This window comes from Microbacterium hydrocarbonoxydans, assembly GCF_011752045.1.
In the GTDB taxonomy this organism is placed as follows: domain Bacteria; phylum Actinomycetota; class Actinomycetes; order Actinomycetales; family Microbacteriaceae; genus Microbacterium.
Map to the genome: position 1 here is coordinate 934,022 of NZ_JAAKXW010000001.1, position 17,963 is coordinate 951,984.

General features: G+C 69.9%; 17 protein-coding genes. 9 read left to right on the forward strand and 8 right to left on the reverse strand.

The genetic code is table 11. From position 1 onward, the window contains the following. Window positions 1-9 precede the first annotated feature (9 nt). The gene (locus tag G6G98_RS04435; protein WP_067350737.1) at window positions 10-393 is read right to left on the reverse strand and encodes a hypothetical protein; all 384 of its coding nucleotides are present in this window, start codon (window positions 391-393) and stop codon (window positions 10-12) included. Between the two features lie 233 nt (window positions 394-626). Here G6G98_RS04435 and G6G98_RS04440 point away from each other — a divergent pair, with 233 nt between their 5' ends. Further along, entirely contained in the window at window positions 627-875 is a 249-nt protein-coding gene (locus G6G98_RS04440; RefSeq protein WP_017203224.1) for a WhiB family transcriptional regulator, read from the forward strand. Window positions 876-929: 54 nt separating this feature from the next. On the opposite strand, the gene G6G98_RS04445 is transcribed toward G6G98_RS04440, so the two are convergent. Then, complete coding sequence (locus tag G6G98_RS04445; protein WP_067350734.1) at window positions 930-2,414, reverse strand: sensor histidine kinase; 1,485 nt, start codon at window positions 2,412-2,414, stop codon at window positions 930-932. Between the two features lie 40 nt (window positions 2,415-2,454). Further along, complete coding sequence (locus G6G98_RS17270) at window positions 2,455-2,841, reverse strand: Rv3235 family protein (RefSeq protein WP_164233589.1); 387 nt, start codon at window positions 2,839-2,841, stop codon at window positions 2,455-2,457. A 127-nt stretch (window positions 2,842-2,968) separates the two neighbouring features. Here G6G98_RS17270 and G6G98_RS04455 point away from each other — a divergent pair, with 127 nt between their 5' ends. Then, window positions 2,969-3,580 carry a hypothetical protein gene (locus G6G98_RS04455; protein ID WP_164233586.1) on the forward strand — a complete coding sequence of 204 codons (612 nt, stop codon included), beginning with the start codon at window positions 2,969-2,971 and terminating at the stop codon, window positions 3,578-3,580. Here the strand turns inward: G6G98_RS04455 and G6G98_RS04460 are convergent. After that, the gene (locus G6G98_RS04460) at window positions 3,568-3,846 is read right to left on the reverse strand and encodes a helix-turn-helix domain-containing protein (protein WP_067350722.1); all 279 of its coding nucleotides are present in this window, start codon (window positions 3,844-3,846) and stop codon (window positions 3,568-3,570) included. The genes G6G98_RS04455 and G6G98_RS04460 overlap by 13 nt on opposite strands. Window positions 3,847-3,943: 97 nt before the next feature. On the opposite strand from G6G98_RS04460, the gene G6G98_RS04465 reads away from it, so the two are divergent. Together G6G98_RS04465 and G6G98_RS04470 are read left to right on the forward strand one after the other, a co-directional pair. Continuing rightward, window positions 3,944-4,564, forward strand: a complete 621-nt coding sequence (locus G6G98_RS04465; protein WP_164233585.1) for an SAF domain-containing protein — start codon at window positions 3,944-3,946, stop codon at window positions 4,562-4,564. Beyond that, window positions 4,561-5,799 (forward strand): AAA family ATPase, encoded by a 1,239-nt coding sequence (locus G6G98_RS04470; RefSeq protein ID WP_164233583.1) that lies wholly within the window; start codon window positions 4,561-4,563, stop codon window positions 5,797-5,799. The genes G6G98_RS04465 and G6G98_RS04470 overlap by 4 nt, the downstream gene beginning before the upstream one ends. Here the strand turns inward: G6G98_RS04470 and G6G98_RS04475 are convergent. Genes G6G98_RS04475 through G6G98_RS04485 form a run of 3 tightly spaced genes read right to left on the reverse strand, consistent with a single transcriptional unit; the run spans window position 5,723 to window position 8,648 of the window. Next, complete coding sequence (locus G6G98_RS04475; protein ID WP_067350711.1) at window positions 5,723-6,949, reverse strand: pyridoxal phosphate-dependent aminotransferase; 1,227 nt, start codon at window positions 6,947-6,949, stop codon at window positions 5,723-5,725. The two genes, G6G98_RS04470 and G6G98_RS04475, sit on opposite strands and share 77 nt — an antisense overlap. 30 nt (window positions 6,950-6,979) lie before the next feature. Beyond that, window positions 6,980-7,660, reverse strand: coding sequence for a GntR family transcriptional regulator (locus tag G6G98_RS04480; RefSeq protein ID WP_067350708.1), 681 nt, complete (start codon window positions 7,658-7,660; stop codon window positions 6,980-6,982). Window positions 7,661-7,694: 34 nt separating this feature from the next. Beyond that, the gene (locus tag G6G98_RS04485) at window positions 7,695-8,648 is read right to left on the reverse strand and encodes a carbamate kinase (protein WP_164233581.1); all 954 of its coding nucleotides are present in this window, start codon (window positions 8,646-8,648) and stop codon (window positions 7,695-7,697) included. Between the two features lie 148 nt (window positions 8,649-8,796). Between G6G98_RS04485 and G6G98_RS04490 the strand changes: the two genes are divergently transcribed. From G6G98_RS04490 to G6G98_RS04510, 5 genes are read left to right on the forward strand one after another with little or no spacing between them, the layout of a single operon-like run. Next, on the forward strand, window positions 8,797-9,789 hold the full coding sequence (locus tag G6G98_RS04490; protein ID WP_164233579.1) for a DUF2877 domain-containing protein: 993 nt from the start codon (window positions 8,797-8,799) through the stop codon (window positions 9,787-9,789). Continuing rightward, window positions 9,786-10,385 carry an ankyrin repeat domain-containing protein gene (locus G6G98_RS04495; RefSeq protein ID WP_164233577.1) on the forward strand — a complete coding sequence of 200 codons (600 nt, stop codon included), beginning with the start codon at window positions 9,786-9,788 and terminating at the stop codon, window positions 10,383-10,385. Before G6G98_RS04490 ends, G6G98_RS04495 begins: the two co-directional genes overlap by 4 nt. Window positions 10,386-10,407: 22 nt before the next feature. Beyond that, complete coding sequence (gene fdrA / locus G6G98_RS04500; RefSeq protein WP_164233575.1) at window positions 10,408-11,955, forward strand: acyl-CoA synthetase FdrA; 1,548 nt, start codon at window positions 10,408-10,410, stop codon at window positions 11,953-11,955. Then, entirely contained in the window at window positions 11,955-13,379 is a 1,425-nt protein-coding gene (locus G6G98_RS04505) for a DUF1116 domain-containing protein (RefSeq protein ID WP_067350689.1), read from the forward strand. The genes fdrA and G6G98_RS04505 overlap by 1 nt, the downstream gene beginning before the upstream one ends. Then, window positions 13,376-14,977 (forward strand): xanthine permease, encoded by a 1,602-nt coding sequence (locus G6G98_RS04510; protein WP_164233573.1) that lies wholly within the window; start codon window positions 13,376-13,378, stop codon window positions 14,975-14,977. Before G6G98_RS04505 ends, G6G98_RS04510 begins: the two co-directional genes overlap by 4 nt. Window positions 14,978-15,056: 79 nt before the next feature. On the opposite strand, the gene secA is transcribed toward G6G98_RS04510, so the two are convergent. After that, window positions 15,057-17,855 carry a preprotein translocase subunit SecA gene (secA, locus tag G6G98_RS04515; RefSeq protein WP_164233571.1) on the reverse strand — a complete coding sequence of 933 codons (2,799 nt, stop codon included), beginning with the start codon at window positions 17,853-17,855 and terminating at the stop codon, window positions 15,057-15,059. Window positions 17,856-17,963: the final 108 nt, after the last annotated feature.

Genomic DNA, 17,963 nt, shown 5'->3' on the forward strand with positions numbered 1-17,963 from the left:
CGCTCCGCGTCAGTCTGCGCGGGGGGCCGCCTCGGCGCGCGCGCTGGCGATCAGCAGCCCGAATGCCACCAGCCCCGGCAGGCCCACCGCGACGACGAACACCCACGGCACGGGCTGCAGCGTGAGCGCGGCGAGGGCCAGGGCCACGGCGAGCACCTGGAACACCACTCCGCCGGAGCGCGCCCAGGAGCGGCCGGCGCGCGTCCCGAACGCGAACGCCGCGAGCGCCACGGCGCCCAGCAGGGTGAGCACGATCAGCGCCAGCGCGGTGGGCAGGGATGCCGCGTCGCCGGCGCCGAGTCCGACGAGCTCGATCAGCGCGAAGACGGCCAGCGCCACCGCCTCTGCGGCGAGGACGGCCGCCGCGGCCAGGGCGAGTCGGGGTGCGCGCACGATGTCTCCTGAGAATCGGATGAGAGGCACGGAAACCCTTGATTTCGTAACCTGCATGTAACAGAATAGACAAAGTCATGTGCTCCCACAGCGGCGTGGGGCGGGCATCGCGCTCGCATCACAAACAGCGGACACCCGTCCGCACCTGAACAGGGTAGCTGAACCCCGATCTGCCGCCCGAATCCGAGTCGTCGCGCTGCGACATCTCTTGAAATCCACACCGAGGAGCCCCCATGGACTGGCGCGACAAGGCCGCCTGCCTGACCGTCGACCCCGAGCTGTTCTTCCCCGTCGGGAACACCGGCCCCGCCGTCGATCAGATCGAGAAGGCGAAGACCGTCTGCGCCACCTGCACGGTGACCGAGATCTGCCTGCAGTACGCCCTGGAGACCAGCCAGGACTCGGGTGTCTGGGGCGGTCTCTCCGAGGACGAGCGCCGCGCCCTCAAGCGCCGCGCCGCGCGCGCCCGCCGCGCTTCCTGAGCGACGAGAGAGCGGCCCCCGAGACGACGTCTCGGGGGCCGCTTCCGTGTCCGGCTACTTCTTCAGCCAGCGCAGCGGGATGTCGATGACCACTTCCGTCCCCTCGCCCTCGCTGCCGCGCCACTCGATGGTGCCGCCGAGCTCGCCCTGGATCAGCGTGCGGATGATCTGCGTGCCCAGGCCCTGGCCGATGCGGCCCTCGGGGAGGCCGAGACCCGTGTCGTGGACCGTGACGCGCAGGTTCTCCTCGGTGCGCGCCGCATCGATGGTGACCAGGCCCTCCTGCCCGGCGAGCCCGTGCTCCACCGCGTTGGTGACGACCTCGGTGAGCGCCAGCGCCAGCGGCGTCGCGTATTCGCTGGGCAGCACGCCGAAGCGGCCGGTGGACTGCGTCTTGGCGCGGGTGTTCGGGGCAGAGGCCACCTCGGCGACGAGTTTGAGGACGCGGTGGAACACCTCGTCGAAGTCGACCTTCTGCGTGAGGCCCTGCGCGAGCGTGTCGTGCACGACCGCGATCGAGTCGACCCGGCGCATGGCCTGGGTGAGGGCGTCGCGCGCCTCGTCGGAGTGGGTGCGGCGGGCCTGGATGCGCAGGAGCGATGCCACCGTCTGCAGGTTGTTCTTCACCCGGTGGTGGATCTCGCGGATCGTGGCGTCCTTGGTGATGAGCTCCTGCTCCTGGTGGCGCAGCTCCGACACGTCACGGCAGAGCACGATCGCGCCGATGCGGGTGCCGTGGTCCTTCAGCGGGATCGCCCGCAGCGACACCGTGACTCCGCGCGCCTCGATGTCCGTGCGCCAGGGGGCGCGTCCCGTGACGACGACCGGCAGCGACTCGTCGACCTGGCGCGACGGCGGGACGAGACGGGTGGTCACCTCGGCGAGGGACTCCCCCTCGAGCTCGTCCTCGAAGCCCATGCGGTTGAAGGCCGACAGCGCGTTCGGGCTCGCGAAGGTGGTGATGCCGTCGACGTCGATCCGGATGAGGCCGTCGGAGGCGCGCGGCGCGCCTCGCCGCGGTGAGGTCGGAGCCGCCAGGTCGGGGAAGCTGCCCTCTGCGATCATCCGGAACAGGTCGTTCGCGCACTCGTCGAAGGTGATCTGCTGGCGTGAGGGCGTGCGCGCCTCCCCGAGGTTCGTGTGCCGCGTGACGACCCCGATCACGGACGGCCGCTGTTCGCTCGTGCGGCGATCGTTCACGATCGGCACGGCGCGCACCCGCGTCGGCGTCTCCTCGAACCAGTCCGGCGAGGAGGAGTCGACGATCTCACCCGACTCGAAGGCGCCCTGCACCTGTGTGCGCCACTGGGGCCGTACCCGCTCGCCGACGATGTCTCGATAGAAGAGCGTCGCTGCCCCGCTGGGCCGGGCGTGGGTCACGGCGATGAAGGAGCCGTCATCGGTCTGGATCCAGACGACGATGTCCGCGGAGGCGAGATCGGCGAGGAGCTGGCCGTCTCCGGCGAGACGATGGAGCCATTCGACGTCACTGTCGGTCAGGCGGCCCTGGGCATGGGCGAGATCACTGAGGGTTGACACTCCCCCAGCCTACTGGGGCGGAGATGCCGGGCCCGCGAGGCTACAGCACCGCGAGCGACGAGGCGCGCCAGCGCCGGTCCAGGCCCTCCAGGCGGATCGCGACGGCGCGCGTGCGACCGGGGCCCGCGACAACGACGACGGCCTCGACGACGCCGTCGACGGGCTCCGAGACCCGGATCGAGCGGATCTCGAACGTCGGGCGCGCCGGCGGGACACCCCTGGCGCTGCGAGCCCGTGCGGAGAGATTCGCCCTGGTCACGAGGTTGCGGTATGCGTCCTCGCTGAACCAGCGGGCCAGCTGGTCGACCTCCCGCACGCCGGCGAGCACTTCGAGGACGCCCTGCGTGAGGCTGCGCAGCAGCGGGGCCGGGTCCGGAAGCTCTGCCCGGGGCGTCGGCTGCGGTGCGAAGTACTCGTGAAGCGTCATCTGCGGCACTCTCCATCGGTGAAGACTGCGGCCAGTAGAGCATGGCTCGATCGACGGACGCGGTCCGGATCGGACAATTGTGGATAACTCGTACGCCGCACCCGGCCGGTCGCCTACGCTCGGTCGGGTGCACTGGGATCGACTGTTCGAAGACCTCGAAGGGCAGCTCGCCTCCGAATGGGAGGCCGAGCGCGCCGCTCTGGACGCCGAGTCCGAGCGCCTGCGCATCTCCCGGCTCGACCTCCGGAGCCGTCTGAGGGTGCTGTGCGCCGGCGGAGCCTCTGCGACGATCGATCTGGCGGGTCCGGGCCGGTTCCGTGCGCGGCTGCAGTCCCTGGGCGCCGACTGGGTCGCCGTCCTCGGCGCGCCGGACGACGGCGCAGCGGCCGGTCGAGCCGTCCGCCTCCTCCCCCTGCACGCGATCCACGGCATCGCCGTCGACCACGGCGCGCTGCTGGGCAGCCTCGACGACACCGGGGACGAGCCGCCATCGCTCCGAGAGCGGATGACCCTCGGATTCGTGCTGCGCGACCTCGCCCGGAGACGGGTGGCCGTCCGGCTGACGACCGTCGACGGCGATGACCTGCACGGCACGATCGACCGTGCCGGCGCCGATCACCTGGACATCGCCCTGCACGATCCGGGCGACGCCCGGCGCGCGGACGCCGTGCACGGCTTCCGGATCATCCCCTTCGCCGCCGTCGCGTCGGTACAGGCTTCGGTCGCTCAGCTCCCCTGAGGCCGGGAGGTCCCCCAGACCTCGGGGAAGCTCGCCTCGTTCGACTGCCGCCACAGGGCCATGCGCCTTGCCTCCTCGGACTGCTCGGCGAGGTACTCGGTGAGACTCGATTCCTCCACCCGCCATCGCGCCGGCGACCCCAGCTGCGATCCGCGGAGCCGGCCCTCGTAGACCAGGGCGATGACCTCGTCCACCTCGATGCTGAGCAGCTCGGCGACCTGCGCGGGCGCGAGGAACCGCGGAGCGGATGCGGGCGAATCGGGCATGCGTCCATTCTCCACCGGCGGGACCATCCTGCCGCTCACGAGTATGACCTGTGGATAACTCGGGAGGCCCCGCCCGGATTTCTGTGACGATGGCGGCATGACCTCCCTCCCCCGCCCCCGCCGCGCGTTCTGGGGCGACATCCGCTTCCTCATCGGCGTCGTGCTCGTCATCCTGTCGATCGCCGGAGTCTGGCTGGTCGTGTCCTCGGCGGGCAGGACGACCCCGGTGCTCCAGGCGAACCGCACGATCGTCCAGGGCGAGGCTCTGGTCTCCGGCGACTTCCAGGTCGTCGAGGTGGGGCTCGGAGCCCTCACCGCGGACTATCTCGCGCCTCAGGATCTCGAGCCGGGCCAGGTCGCCGCGCGCACCGTCGCCGAGGGCGAGCTGATGCCTGCCTCGGCCGCCGCCGATGCGGACGACAGCAGGTCGACGACCATCGTCGTCGAGAGCAGCACCGGCATCCCCGCCGGCGTGTCCCCTGGCACGGTCGTCGAGCTGTGGCACGCGCCGCCGCTGGAGGACGGCCGCACTCTCGACGCGCCGCGCATCCTCGTCGCGGATGCGAGCATCGCGGCCGTGCTCGAGTCCGACAGCATGCTCGCCTCGGCCGGAACGGCCGTGGAGGTCGTGATCGACCGCGCCGACGTCGCCGATGTGCTCTCCGCGATCACCGGCGGCTCGGTCCTCTCCGTCGTCCCGGTCGGATCGGGATCGTGACCGCGGTCGTCGTGGCGGTGGCGGAGCCGCGGGCGAGCGCCCTCGCCGCCGAACTGGATCTCGAGGGTGTGCGCGTGGTCAGGGTGACGTCCCCCGCCGGCATCCTCCCGCTGCCGCCCGAGACCGAGGCGCTTCTCGTGCCGGCCACCCGGGATGTGCTCACCCCGGCGCTGGTCGCCGCGTGCGACCGGGCCGGGGTGCGGATCCTGGCGGTGGGCGAAGGCGACAGCCGCCTGCCGGCGCGGTTCGGACTGCCCGCCGCGCTCCCCGCAGACGTCGCCGGCTGGGAGGTCGCCGCCGCCCTCGCCGCCGAGTCGCCCGCCACCGCAGAGCGTCCGACCGGTCCCGCCAACCGGGTGACCGCTGTCTGGGGGCCGCAGGGCAGCCCCGGACGATCCACGCTCGCCATCCAGCTCTCCGTCGAGCTCGCCCGCGCCGGCCGGCGCACCGCGCTCGTCGACGCGGACACGGTGGCCCCCTCGATCGCGCTGCTGCTGGGACTCGGCGATGACGCTCCGGGGATCGCCGCGGCCTGCCGCCGGGCGGAGCTCGGCGCCCTCGACGACGCAGAGCTCACCCGTCTCGCCGCCGTCCTCCAGACCTCGGCCGGCGAGATCGAGGTCCTCGGCGGGCTGAACCGCCCCAGCCGCTGGCCGGAGCTCTCCGAATCGCGGCTGCGCATGACGCTCCAGGCCTGCAGGGGCTGGGCCGAGGAGACCGTCGTCGACGTCGCGGCCGCCTTCGACGCCGACGACGAGGCCACCTTCGATCTCGCCGGCCCGCGCCGGCATGCGGCCACCGCCGCGACGCTCCGCGAGGCCGACGCGATCGTCGCCGTCGCCGCGGCCGATCCGCTGGGCATCAGCCGCTTCCTGCGCGACCACGCCGAGCTGCGCCGCCTGTGCGGTGCGACTCCGGTGACCGTCGTGGTGAACCAGGTGCGGCCGGGACCGCTCGGCATCGACGCCCGCGGCCAGATCCGCCGCACGCTGGAGCGCTTCGCGGGCATCACCGACGTCGCCTTCCTCCCGCTCGATCAGCGCGCCGCGGACGCCGCGCTGCTGCACGCGCGACCGATGGCCGACGTCACACCGCGCTCCCCGCTCGTCGCTGCGGTGCGACGCCTGGCGCGGACGGTCGCACCGGCGGCGGAGCCGGCTACTGCCGGTAGCTCGACAGGAAGTTCCCGAGGCGCTCGACGGCCTCTGCCAGCACGCGCGGCTCGGGGAGCGTGACCAGGCGCAGGTGGTCGGGAGTCGGCCAGTTGAAGCCGGTCCCCTGGACGAGCAGGATGTGCTCGGCGACGAGCAGGTCGTAGACGAGCTTCGCGTCATCCCTGATCTCGTGCACGTTCGGGTCGAGCCGGGGGAAGGCGTAGAGCGCGCCCTGCGGCTTCACGCAGGAGACCCCCGGGATGGCTTCCAGCCCCTGCCAGGAGATGTCGCGCTGCTCGTGCAGACGACCGGTCGGAGCGATGAGGGCGTCGATCGACTGCACACCGGACAGCGCGGCCTGCAGGGCGTGCTGCGCGGGGACGTTCGGGCACAGCCGGGTCGAGGCCAGGAGGTTGATGCCCTCGAGGAAGCCCTTCGCGTGCGCCTGCGGACCGGTGATGACCAGCCATCCGGAACGATAGCCGGCGACACGGTAGGTCTTGGACAGACCGTTGAAGGTCAGGCAGAGGAGGTCGGGCGCGAGCGTCGCCGTCGGGATGTGCACGGCGTCGTCGAAGAGGATCCGGTCGTAGATCTCGTCCGAGAGCAGCAGGAGCTCGTGCTCGCGCGCGATCTGCACGAGACCCTCGAGGATCTCCCTCGAGTACACGACGCCGGTCGGGTTGTTCGGGTTGATGATCACGAGCGCCTTGGTGCGGGGCGTGATCTTCGAGCGGATGTCCTCCAGGGAGGGCTGCCAGCCGTCCTCCTCGTCGCACAGGTAGTGCACCGGGGTGCCGCCGGCGAGGCTGGTCATGGCCGTCCAGAGCGGATAGTCCGGAGCGGGGATGAGGACCTCGTCGCCTTCGTCGAGGAGGGCCTGCATCGTCATCGTGATGAGCTCGGAGACGCCGTTGCCGAGGAACACGTCCTCGGGGTCGAAGAGCGGGAAGTCCTCGATCTCCTCGTACCGGCTGACGACGGCGCGGCGCGCCGAGAGGATGCCCTTGCTGTCGCTGTAGCCGTGCGAGGTCGGCAGCGCCTCCAGCATGTCGCGCACGATCTGGTACGGCGCCTCGAACCCGAAGATCGCGGGGTTTCCGGTGTTCAGCTTGAGGATCCGGTGCCCCTCCGCCTCCAGCCGCGCCGCCTCTACGAGCGTGTTCCCACGGATCTCGTACAGGACGTTCTTGAGCTTCGACGACTGGTCGAAGTGGCGCGATGGGGTCATCCGCCAAGAATACCGGTCGGCGGGCGGCCGTCAGTCCGCGCGAACCACCGGCACGGTTCCGGTGCGCAGCGCTTCCGCATGCGCGATCCGCTCCCGGCGGCTGCTGTCGACGTGCGCGTAGGCGAGCGCGCTGGCACGGTCGCCGTCACGGTCGCGGATCGCCTCGTACAGGGCGACGTGCTCCTCCGCGATGTGCTGGAGGTCGTCATGCTGGGCGAGCGCCCAGCGCATCCGGCTGCGGATGCCGTTCATCAGCTCGCCGAGGAGCTTGTTGTCGGCGAGCTCGACGACGATCTCGTGGAAGTCGGCGGCGGCGCGGCGGGACACGCGGCTGTTCGCCGTGCGCGCGCTCTCCTGCTCGTCCTCGAGGGCGGCGCGCAGCCGGTCGAGGCCGTCTCGCCGATGGCGTTCCGCGGCGAGACGGAACGCCATCGGCTCGAGCACCTGCCTGACCTCGTCGAGGTCGGCGAGGTCGTTGGGGGTGAACTCCCGGACGATCGCCCAGGTCCGAGGACGGAGCTCGACCAGGCCCTCGGCCTCGAGGAGCTTCAGCGCGTCGCGCACCGGCACCCGGCTGACACCGAACTCCGTCGCGAGATCGCGCTCGATGAGTCGGCTACCGGCCTCGCGGGTGCCGTCGAGGATCGCATCGCGCAGCCAGTCGGCCGCCCGCGTGGACTCCAGCACGCGCTCTTCAGATCTGCTGCTCACAGCACTATCCTCGCACGCCCCCTTCGCGCGATGATCAGCCCTTCTTGGCGGGAGCCTTCTCGACCCAGCGGATGCCCTCGTCGAGGGTCGGGACGATCTCGGTGCCGATCTTCCGCGCGAGGAGGTCGTCCAGGCGGTCGAGCGGCCCGATCAGCGCACGGCCGCCGGCGCGGGCGACGCGGATCGCCGCATCGATCTTCGGCTGCATGGAGCCTTCGGCGAACTTCATCGCCGCGACGGCATCCGCCGAGGCGGTGTGGATGTCGCGCTGCTCCGGGGTGCCCCAGTTCTCGCTGACGTAGTCGCCGTCGGTGAGCATGATCAGGGTGTCGGCACCGATGTCGGCGGCGAGCGCGGCACTGGCGAGGTCCTTGTCGACCACGGCCTGGACGCCGACGTGGCGGCCCTTCGAGTCCTCGCGCACGGGCACGCCGCCGCCGCCGACGCAGACGCAGAGGCTCCCGGCCTCGAGAAGACGGCGGATCAGCGGCGCCTGCACGATCGACAGCGGGTTCGGCGAGGGGACGACGCGGCGGAAGGCGTTGCCGTCCTTCGCGATCGTCCACCGGTACTCGGCGGCGGCCTCGGCGGCGTCGTGCGCGGAGTACTGCGGACCGATGAGCTTCGTGGGGCGGTCGAATGCCGGGTCCGACTCGTCGACCACGGTGGTGGTGATGATCGCGGCGACCTCGCGCTCGCCCCCGAGGGCGTTCGACAGCTCCTGCTGCACGACATACCCGATCATGCCCTGCGTCTCCGCCCCGAGGATGTCGAGCGGGTAGGCCGCGACATCCTGGTACGCGAGATTCTGCAGAGCGAGGAGGCCCACCTGCGGACCGTTGCCGTGCGTGATCACCATCTCGTTGTCACGGCCGAGCTTGGCGAGCGCCTCGCACGTGGACTTGACGTTCGAGCGCAGGAATTCCGCGGTCATCGGCTCGCCACGACGGGCGAGAGCGTTGCCTCCGAGTGCCACTACGACGCGCATCAGGTTCTCCTTGGGGGGGTGGGTGTCAGTCCCGCGGGCCAGCCAGACTCACAAAAATGGTATGCCAACGAGAGTAATGGTATACCGTGTAGGCAGGAAAGAAAGCTGAGCATGCGACCCGGATGCTCAGGCCCTCGGAGAGAAGACGATGACCCCCGTCGCAACCCTCATCGCCACGACGGCGACGACCTGGGATGCTGCGCTTGAGGAGACGCTCTCAGGCACGGCAGGCCACCCTTCGGCGACCTCCGCCGACGGGTCGTCCGGCGCCCTCCACGGGGCCGTGCACTCCGTCCATGCCCGCGCCGCGAACCTCCGGTTCGGAGACCTGCTCGTCGGCGTCGTGTCCGACGAGCTCGACGACGCCCCCTGGACCGTCCGCCTCCCCGTCGCGGAGTGGTCGCAGCTCGCGCTTGCCGAAGGCGTCCCCGCGGCCCTCCGCCCCGGCGAGATCCGGATCGGGGCAGCTGCGGACGCGGTGAGCATCCTCCTCCCTCCCGAGCGACGATGGACCCCCACCGGAGCCGACCCGGCGGCGCTCGACGTCGCGCAGCTCGTCGCGGCGCACGGAACGCTCTCCCTCTTCCACGGCGCCGCGCCGCAGACGCCGTTCGGCCGCGCCAGTGCGGCGCTTCTCGCCCACGGCGTCGAAGGCCTCCGCGCCGCCGTGACCGGCGCCCTCGCCGCTTCGGGTTCCGACGCCGCCCTCGCCGCAGCGGTGAGCAGGCTCGTCGGCCTCGGCGAGGGGCTCACCCCCTCCGGAGACGACGTCCTCACCGGCCTCGCGTTCCTCGCCGCGCAGCCGGGGATGGTTCTGAACCGGATCATCCCCGGCCTCGCCGGCGCCGTGGACCTGAACGCGGAGCGGACCACGCTGCTCAGCGCGACGACCATCCGCGCCGCCCTCGCCGCCCGGGGCCGGCAGAGCATGCACGATCTCGTCCACGCACTCGCGGCACCCGACTCGGCGGCGCTCCACGACGCCGCCGGCCGGATCCTCGCCATCGGGCACAGCTCCGGTGCGGATCTCCTCACCGGCATCCGTCTCGCGCTCGAGCTCGAAGCCGCAGCGCGGATCTCCGCGGCCACGCACTCTCACGACCTCGAACAGTCCTCACGAAAGAAGGAGTCAATCCGATGACCACAGCAGACGAGCGATACCTCGCCGCCGCAGCAGCCGGCGATCTGGACGGCGTGCGCGCCGCCCTCGCCGAGGGCGCAGACAGGAACGCGGTGGACCGCGAGGAGGCGACGGCGATCCTGCACGCCGCCCGCGCGGGCCATCTCGACGTCGTCCGCGCGCTGATCGCCGAGGGCGTCGACATCGACGCGCAGGACCAGACGTGCTCGAACCCGTTCCTCTACGGCTGCATCAACGACGACCTCGAGCTCGTGAAGACCATGGCCGAGGCCGGGGCCGACCTGAAGCGCCTCACCCGGATGGGCGGCAACGGACTGACCCCGGCGGCCGAGAAGGGTCACCTGGAGGTCGTGCGCTATCTGCTGGAGAACACCCGCATCAACGTCAACCTCACGAACAACCTCGGCTGGACGGCCCTGATCGAGACGATCATCCTCGGCGACGGCGGCCCGGTTCGCCAGGAGATCGTCGAGCTCCTGCTCGCCCACGGCGCGAAGCCCGGAATGCCCGACCCCTGGGGCGTCTCCCCCGCAGAGCTCGCCCGTCAGCGCGGCTACGACGAGATCGTCCGCATCCTCGAGAGCCACCAGGCCTGAGACCTCCCCCGAAAGGACCACGATGACAAGGCGCATCGAAATCAGGAAGAACACGTACCTCGACTCCGTGTCGCTCATGTCCATGAGCACCAAGGCCAACGCCGTCGAGGGCGTCACCCAGGCTCTGCTCGGCATGGCGACGCCGATGAACAAGGAGGTGCTCCAGAGCGTCGGCGTGAACGACGCCGCGATCGACGATGCCAGACCCAGCGACCTCATGATCGTCATCGACGCCGACGACGAGAGCATCGACGCGGCGATCCAGGCCGTGAACGACATCCTCGCCCGCAAGGACAAGGGCGCCACCGGCGCGACGGAGATCCGCTACCGGACCCTGGACGGAGCCTTCGAGAACGCCCCCGACGCCAACCTGGTGCTGATCTCGGTCAACGGCGCCTTCGCCGCACGGGAGGCCCGCAAGGCTCTCAACGCCGGCAAGCACGTGATGATCTTCTCCGACAACGTGGCGGTCGAGGACGAGCTCGCGCTGAAGCAGCTCGCGCATGAGAAGGGCCTCCTCGTGATGGGTCCCGACTGCGGCACCGCGATCATCAACGGGGTCGGCCTGGCGTTCTCGAACGCGGTCCGCCGCGGCAGCATCGGCATCGTCGGCGCCTCCGGCACCGGCAGCCAGGAGGTATCGGTCCGCATCCACGACTTCGGCGGCGGCGTCTCGCAGCTGATCGGCACCGGTGGTCGCGACCTGTCCACCGAGATCGGCGGCATCTCGATGATCGACGGCATCAACGCCCTCGACGCCGACCCGGAGACCTCTGTCATCGTGATCGTCTCCAAGCCCCCGGCGGAGGATGTCGCGGAGAAGGTCCTCGCCGTGGCCGGCGCCGCGTCGAAGCCCGTGTTCGTCACCTTCCTCGGTTCCGATCGCACCGACTCCGGCTACGACAACGTGACGATGGTGAAGGGCACCAAGCCGCTCGCCATCGCCGCCGTCGTCGCCTCCGGCATCGACGAGTCGACGCTCGACAAGCACCCGCTGAACATCCCGCTCATCGAGGAGGTGCGCGCCAAGCTCGCTCCCGAGCAGAAGTACGTCCGCGGGCTCTTCTGCGGCGGCACCCTGTGCGACGAGGCCATGTTCGCGGCGCTGGACAAGTACGACAACGTGTACTCCAACATCCAGAAGGACCCGGCCCGCCGCATCGGCGCCACGGATGCCTCCCGCGAGCACACCTTCCTCGACATGGGCGACGACGACTTCACCAACGGCCGTCCGCACCCGATGATCGACCCTTCGCTGCGGCTGCAGCGCCTCGTGCAGGAGGCCGACGACCCCGAGGTCGGCGTGATCGCCATGGACTTCGTGCTGGGCTTCGGCGCCCACGAGGACCCGGTGGGCGTCACGATCCCGGCGATCACCGAGGCGAAGGAGAAGGCCGCCGCACGCGGTCAGCACCTGGAGATCCTCGGCTACGTGCTGGGCACCGACATCGACACCCCCTCGTTCGACGCCCAGGTGGCGCAGCTCGAGGCCGCCGGCGTGACCATCGCCTCCTCCTCCACCAACCTCGGGCTGCTGGCCCGCGAATTCGTCGCGAAGGGTGACAACTGATGAGTGTCAACGAGCTGTTCTCGACCGGCCTGAAGCCGGTCAACCTCGGCCTGGACATGTTCGCCGAGGACCTGCAGGCCCAGGGCGTGCAGCCGGTGCTGATGGACTGGACCCCGCCGGGCGGCGGGGACCCCGAGGTCATCGCCGCGCTGAGCCGCCTCGAAGACCCGGCGGTCGCGGAGAAGATCGACGCCGCGAACCAGGTGGCCCTCGACCGCATCCTCTCCGCCCAGCCCTTCCTCGAGGGCTTCGGCCAGGCGCTGGACACGGTCCCCGGCATGACCGAGAAGACGATCCTGCACGCCGGTCCCCCGATCGAGTTCACCCGGATGTCCGGCCCGATGAAGGGCGCCGTCACCGGCGCCCTGGTCTTCGAGGGCCTGGCGAAGGACCTCGATGAGGCCTTCGAGCTCGCCGCCTCCGGTGAGATCACCTTCTCGCCCTGCCACGAGCACCAGTCGGTCGGCTCGATGGCAGGCGTCACCAGTGCGAGCATGTGGGTGCACAAGGTCACCAACCGCACGCACGGGAACACCGCGTTCACGAACCTGTCCGAGCAGCTCTCGAAGATCCTCCGCTTCGGCGCGAACGACCAGTCGGTCATCGACCGCCTGAACTGGATGCGCGACGTCTTCGGTCCGGTGCTCTCGGCGGCCATGGCGCTGAACGAGGACGGCCTCGACCTGAGGCTCATGCTCTCGCAGGCTCTGCACATGGGCGACGAGGCGCACAACCGCAACGTGGCCGGCACCACCCTTCTCATCCAGGCGCTGGCGCCGTACATCCTCGAGACCGACTTCTCCACCAAGGAGAAGCGGGAGGTGTTCGACTTCGTCGCCTCCTCCGACTACTTCTCCGGTCCGACCTGGATGGTCGCGGCGAAGGCGTCCATGGACGCCGCGAACGGCATCGAGAACTCGACGATCGTCACCACGATGGCGCGCAACGGCGTGGACTTCGGCATCCGCGTGTCCGGCACCGGCGGGCAGTGGTTCACGGGACCCGCGCAGCAGGTGGTCGGCCCGATGTTCGCCGGCTACACCCCGGATGATTCCGGACTCGACATGGGCGACTCCGCGATCACCGAGACCTTCGGCATCGGCGGCTTCGCGATGGCGGCGGCACCCGCGATCGTCGCGCTCGTCGGCGGCACGGTCGACGAGGCGATGGGATACTCGCGCACGATGAACGCGATCACCACGGGCAACAACCCGAACATCACCATTCCGGCGCTCGACTTCATGGGCGTCCCCAGCGGGATCGACGTGCGCAAGGTGATGGAGACCGGCATCCTGCCGATCATCAACACCGCCATCGCCCACAAGGAGCCGGGCATCGGCATGATCGGCGCGGGCATCACGCACCCGCCGGTCGAGGCCTTCCAGCAGGCGCTCCGCGCCCTCGCCGAGACGGTGAAGGCATGACCGCCGTCGCGCCCGCCGCTGCGGGCACCGAGCTGAAGTGGTGGAAGAAGGGCGACATCGCCGCGTTCTTCGCGCTGTTCACCAACAACCTCACCAACATCATCACGTTCACGGCGCTGCTCACGATGGCGGGTCTCCCGTCCGAGATCGTGGTCGGCCGCATCGCGCCGGCGTTCGGCCTCGCGATCCTGATCACCTCGTCGATGTACGTGTGGTTCGCCCGCCGCCTGGCTGCGAAGGAGGGTCGCGGCGACGTCGTCGCGCTCCCCTCCGGCCCCAGTGCTCCGTCGATTTTCACGGTGACGTTCCTCGTCATCCTGCCGGTGTACTCGACCACGGAGAACGCCGAGCTCGCCGTCGGCGTCGGTCTGGTGTGGGGCTTCCTCGAAGGCCTGATGCTGTTCGTCGGCTCCTTCTTCGGAGACGTCCTGCGCCGCACCGTGCCGCGCTCCGTGCTGCTCGCGTGCCTCGCCGGCCTCGGACTGCTGCTGCTCGCGATGAACCCGATGCTGCAGAGCTTCCAGTTCCCGGTCGTCGCCTTCGTGGTGCTCGTCCTGGTGTTCATGAACTGGTTCGGCCGCGTGCCGTTCCTGGGCAAGGTCCCGACCGGCCTGCTGCTGCTCGTCATCGGCAGCGCCGCGGCATGGGCCTTCGGGCTGCAGAGCCCGGAGGCCGTGCAGGCCGCGCTGGCGAACGCGGGCTTCAACCCGCCGCAGGTCTCCGTCGGCAACTTCCTCGAGGGCCTCGGTCACTCGGCGCCGTACCTGGCGTCGGCTGTGCCCTTGGCGCTGGCGAACTACGTGTTCGACCTGGAGAACATCGAGGCCGCCGAGGCCGCCGGCGACTCGTACCGGGCGCGCCCTGTCATGCTCGTCAACGGCTCCGCCACGATGATCGGCGCCCTCATGGGCAACCCGTACCCGGTGACCGTGTACATCGGCCACACGGCCTACAAGGAGATGGGCGCCGGCATCGGATACACGATGCTCAACGGCATCACGATGTTCGCCGTCGGCCTGTTCGGCCTCAGCGCCGTGCTGCTGTCGATCGTCCCGCTGGCCGCGATCGCGCCGATCCTCATCTACATCGGCGTCGTCACCGCCGCCCAGTCGGTGCGGGAGACGCCGAAGGTGGAGCTCCCCGTCGTGTTCATCGCGCTGTTCCCGTGGATCGCCAGCTGGGCGAACAGCCTCGTGAACAACGTGCTGAAGTCCGCGGGCACCAACGCCGGCGAGGTGGGCGCCCAGGCGCTCAACGCCGCCGGCACCTACTACAGCGGAATCAGCACGCTCGGCAACGGCGCACCGCTGTCCTCCCTCCTCTGGGGGATGATCGCGGTGTTCGCCATCCGGAACAGGGCGGTCAGCGGCGGCGTCGTCGCGACGATCGCCGCGATCGTGGCGTTCTTCGGCGTCATCCACGCACCGGTGCCTCGGGTCGCCGACCTCAGCATGGGGCTCGCGGACTCGCAGGTCATGTTCGCGGTCGCCTACCTGATGGTGGCGGTGCTGTTCCTGGCCAAGTGGTTCCAGGATCGCGTCACGAGGGATCAGGCGGTCTTCACGCCCAAGGACGAGCTCACCCTCGCATCCATGTGACACAGACTCCGTGCGCCCGGGGACGTGGATTCCCCCGGGCGCACGGACACCACCGAAGAGAACGGGCGCACGACTGCGTCTACTTCTTCTTGCCCTGTGCCCGGCGCTGCTCGCGGTTGCCTGCGGGGGCGGCATCCGTCTTCTGGCCGAAGGCGCCGCGCGGAGCATCCGCCTCGGGCTGGCCGGCCGCAGCGGCGCGGGCTGCCGCCTGACGGAGGCGATCCGTCGCCGCCTGCTGCACCTGGCCGCGATCGTTGCGGACCTCGACCTCCCCCGCGTCGTTCGCAGCGGAGTACTCGAGGCGCTGCTCGCCCGCCCCGTCGGCGAGGCCCTTGGCCTCGACCTCGGTCGCCTGCGTGTCGCCTGCACGACGGACCTCGACCTCGAGGTTGTAGAGGTAGCCGACCGACTCCTCCTTGATCTGCCCCATCATGGACTGGAACATCGCGTAGCCCTCGCGCTGGTACTCGATCAGAGGGTCGCGCTGCGCCATCGCCCGCAGGCCGATGCCGTCCTTGAGATAGTCCATCTCGTAGAGGTGGTCGCGCCAGCGGCGATCGAGCACCTGGAGGACGACACGGCGCTCGAGCTCGCGCGTCGCCGCCTCGCCGAGGGACTCCTCGCGCTTCTCGTAGGCGATCTTCGCATCCGAGAGCAGCTCGCGGGTGAGCCCCTCCGCGGTGATCCCGCCCTTGCGCCCGTGCGCCTGCGCCTCGGCGACGACCTCGTCGATCGTCACGCCGACCGGGTAGAGCGTCTTCAGCTCCGTCCACAGCGCGTCGAAGTCCCAGCTCTCGTTGTGCCCCTCGCCGGTGTGGTCGTTCACCACGCCGGTGATGGCGTCCTCGATGAAGTGCTGCACGCGGTCTGCGATGTCGTCGCCCTGAAGGATGTGCCGGCGGTCGGCGTAGATCGCCTCGCGCTGACGGTTGAGGACGTCGTCGTACTTGAGGACGTTCTTCCGCATCTCCGCGTTGCGCGACTCGACCTGCGCCTGCGCGCTGCGGATGGCGCGAGAGACCAGGCCGGACTCGATCGGGACGTCGTCGGGGAAGTTCGTGCGCGACAGGATCGCCTCCGCCGCCCCCGACTGGAACAGACGCATGAGGTCGTCGGTGAGGCTCAGGTAGAAGCGGCTCTCGCCCGGGTCTCCCTGACGGCCGGAGCGCCCGCGGAGCTGGTTGTCGATGCGGCGGGACTCGTGGCGCTCGGTGCCGAGCACATACAGTCCGCCGGCCTCGATGACCTTCTCGGCCTCCTCCGCGACGACCTGCTTCATCGCCTCGTACGTCTCGTCCCAGGCGACCTCGTACTCCTCGGGGGTCTCGACCGGGTCGAGCCCCTTGGACTTGAGCTCCTGCACCGCGAGGAACTCGGCGTTCCCGCCGAGCATGATGTCGGTGCCTCGACCGGCCATGTTGGTGGCGACGGTGACGGCGCCGAGTCTTCCGGCGCGCGCGACGATCTCGGCCTCGCGGGCGTGGTTCTTCGCGTTCAAGACCTCGTGCTTGACGCCCTTCTTCGCGAGGAGGCGCGAGAGGTACTCGCTCTTCTCCACGCTCACCGTGCCCACGAGCACCGGCTGACCGGACGCGTGGCGCTCGGCGATGTCCTCGACGACCTGAGCGAACTTCGCGGCCTCGTTCTTGTACACGAGGTCGGCCTGGTCCTTGCGGATCATCGGCTTGTTCGTCGGGATCGGGATCACGCCGAGCTTGTAGGTGGACATGAACTCCGCGGCCTCGGTCTCGGCGGTGCCGGTCATGCCGGCGAGCTTCTCGTAGAGGCGGAAGTAGTTCTGCAGCGTGACGGTGGCGAGGGTCTGGTTCTCGGCCTTCACCGGGACGCCCTCCTTGGCCTCGATGGCCTGGTGGATGCCCTCGTTGTACCGGCGCCCGACCAGGATGCGTCCGGTGTGCTCGTCGACGATCATGACCTCGTCGTTCATGACGACGTAGTCGGTGTCCTTCTTGAACAGCGCGAGCGCCTTGATCGAGTTGTTCAGGAACGAGATCAGCGGGGTGTTCGCCGATTCGTACAGGTTGTCGATGCCGAGGTAGTCCTCGACCTTCTCGATGCCGGGCTCGAGCACGCCGACGGTGCGCTTCTTCTCGTCGACCTCGTAGTCGACGCCCGCCTCCAGGGTGCGCGCGATCTTCGCGAACTCGGCGAACCAGCGGTTGGCCTCCCCCGAGGACGGGCCGGAGATGATGAGCGGCGTGCGGGCCTCGTCGATGAGGATGGAGTCGACCTCGTCGACGATGGCGAAGAAGTGCTCGCGCTGGACGAGGTCCTCCTTGCGCCACGCCATGTTGTCGCGCAGGTAGTCGAAGCCGAACTCGTTGTTCGTGCCGTAGGTGATGTCGGCCGCGTACTGCTCGCGGCGGACGGCGGGCGTCTGCCCGGAGACGATGATGCCCGTGGTCATGCCCAGCGCGCGGTACACGCGGCCCATGAGCTCCGCCTGGTAGGACGCGAGGAAGTCGTTCACGGTGATGACGTGCACGCCCTTTCCTGCGATCGCGTTGAGGTAGGCAGGGAAGGTGGCGACGAGCGTCTTGCCCTCACCGGTCTTCATCTCGGCGATGTTCCCGAGGTGAAGCGCCGCACCGCCCATGATCTGCACGTCGTAGGCGCGCATCCCAAGGGTGCGCTTGCCGGCCTCGCGGACGGCCGCGAACGCCTCTGGCATCAGCTGGTCGAGGGTCTCGCCCTTGTCGAAGCGCTCCCGCAGCTCGGCGGTCTCGTTGCGCAGCTCGTCGTCGGTGAGCTTCGCGAAGTCCTCTTCCAGCGCGTTCACGGCCTTCACGACCTGGTTCAGGCGACGGATGACCCGTCCCTCGCCGGCGCGCAGCAGCTTCTCAAGAGGATTGGCCACAGATGTCTTCTCCCTGTTTTTGGGTCAACTGCCCGGCGCGCGGATGGGCGACCGTCCGGACATACCCTGTCATGTTACCGGCCTGTGACCTGCGGATCGCCTGCACGG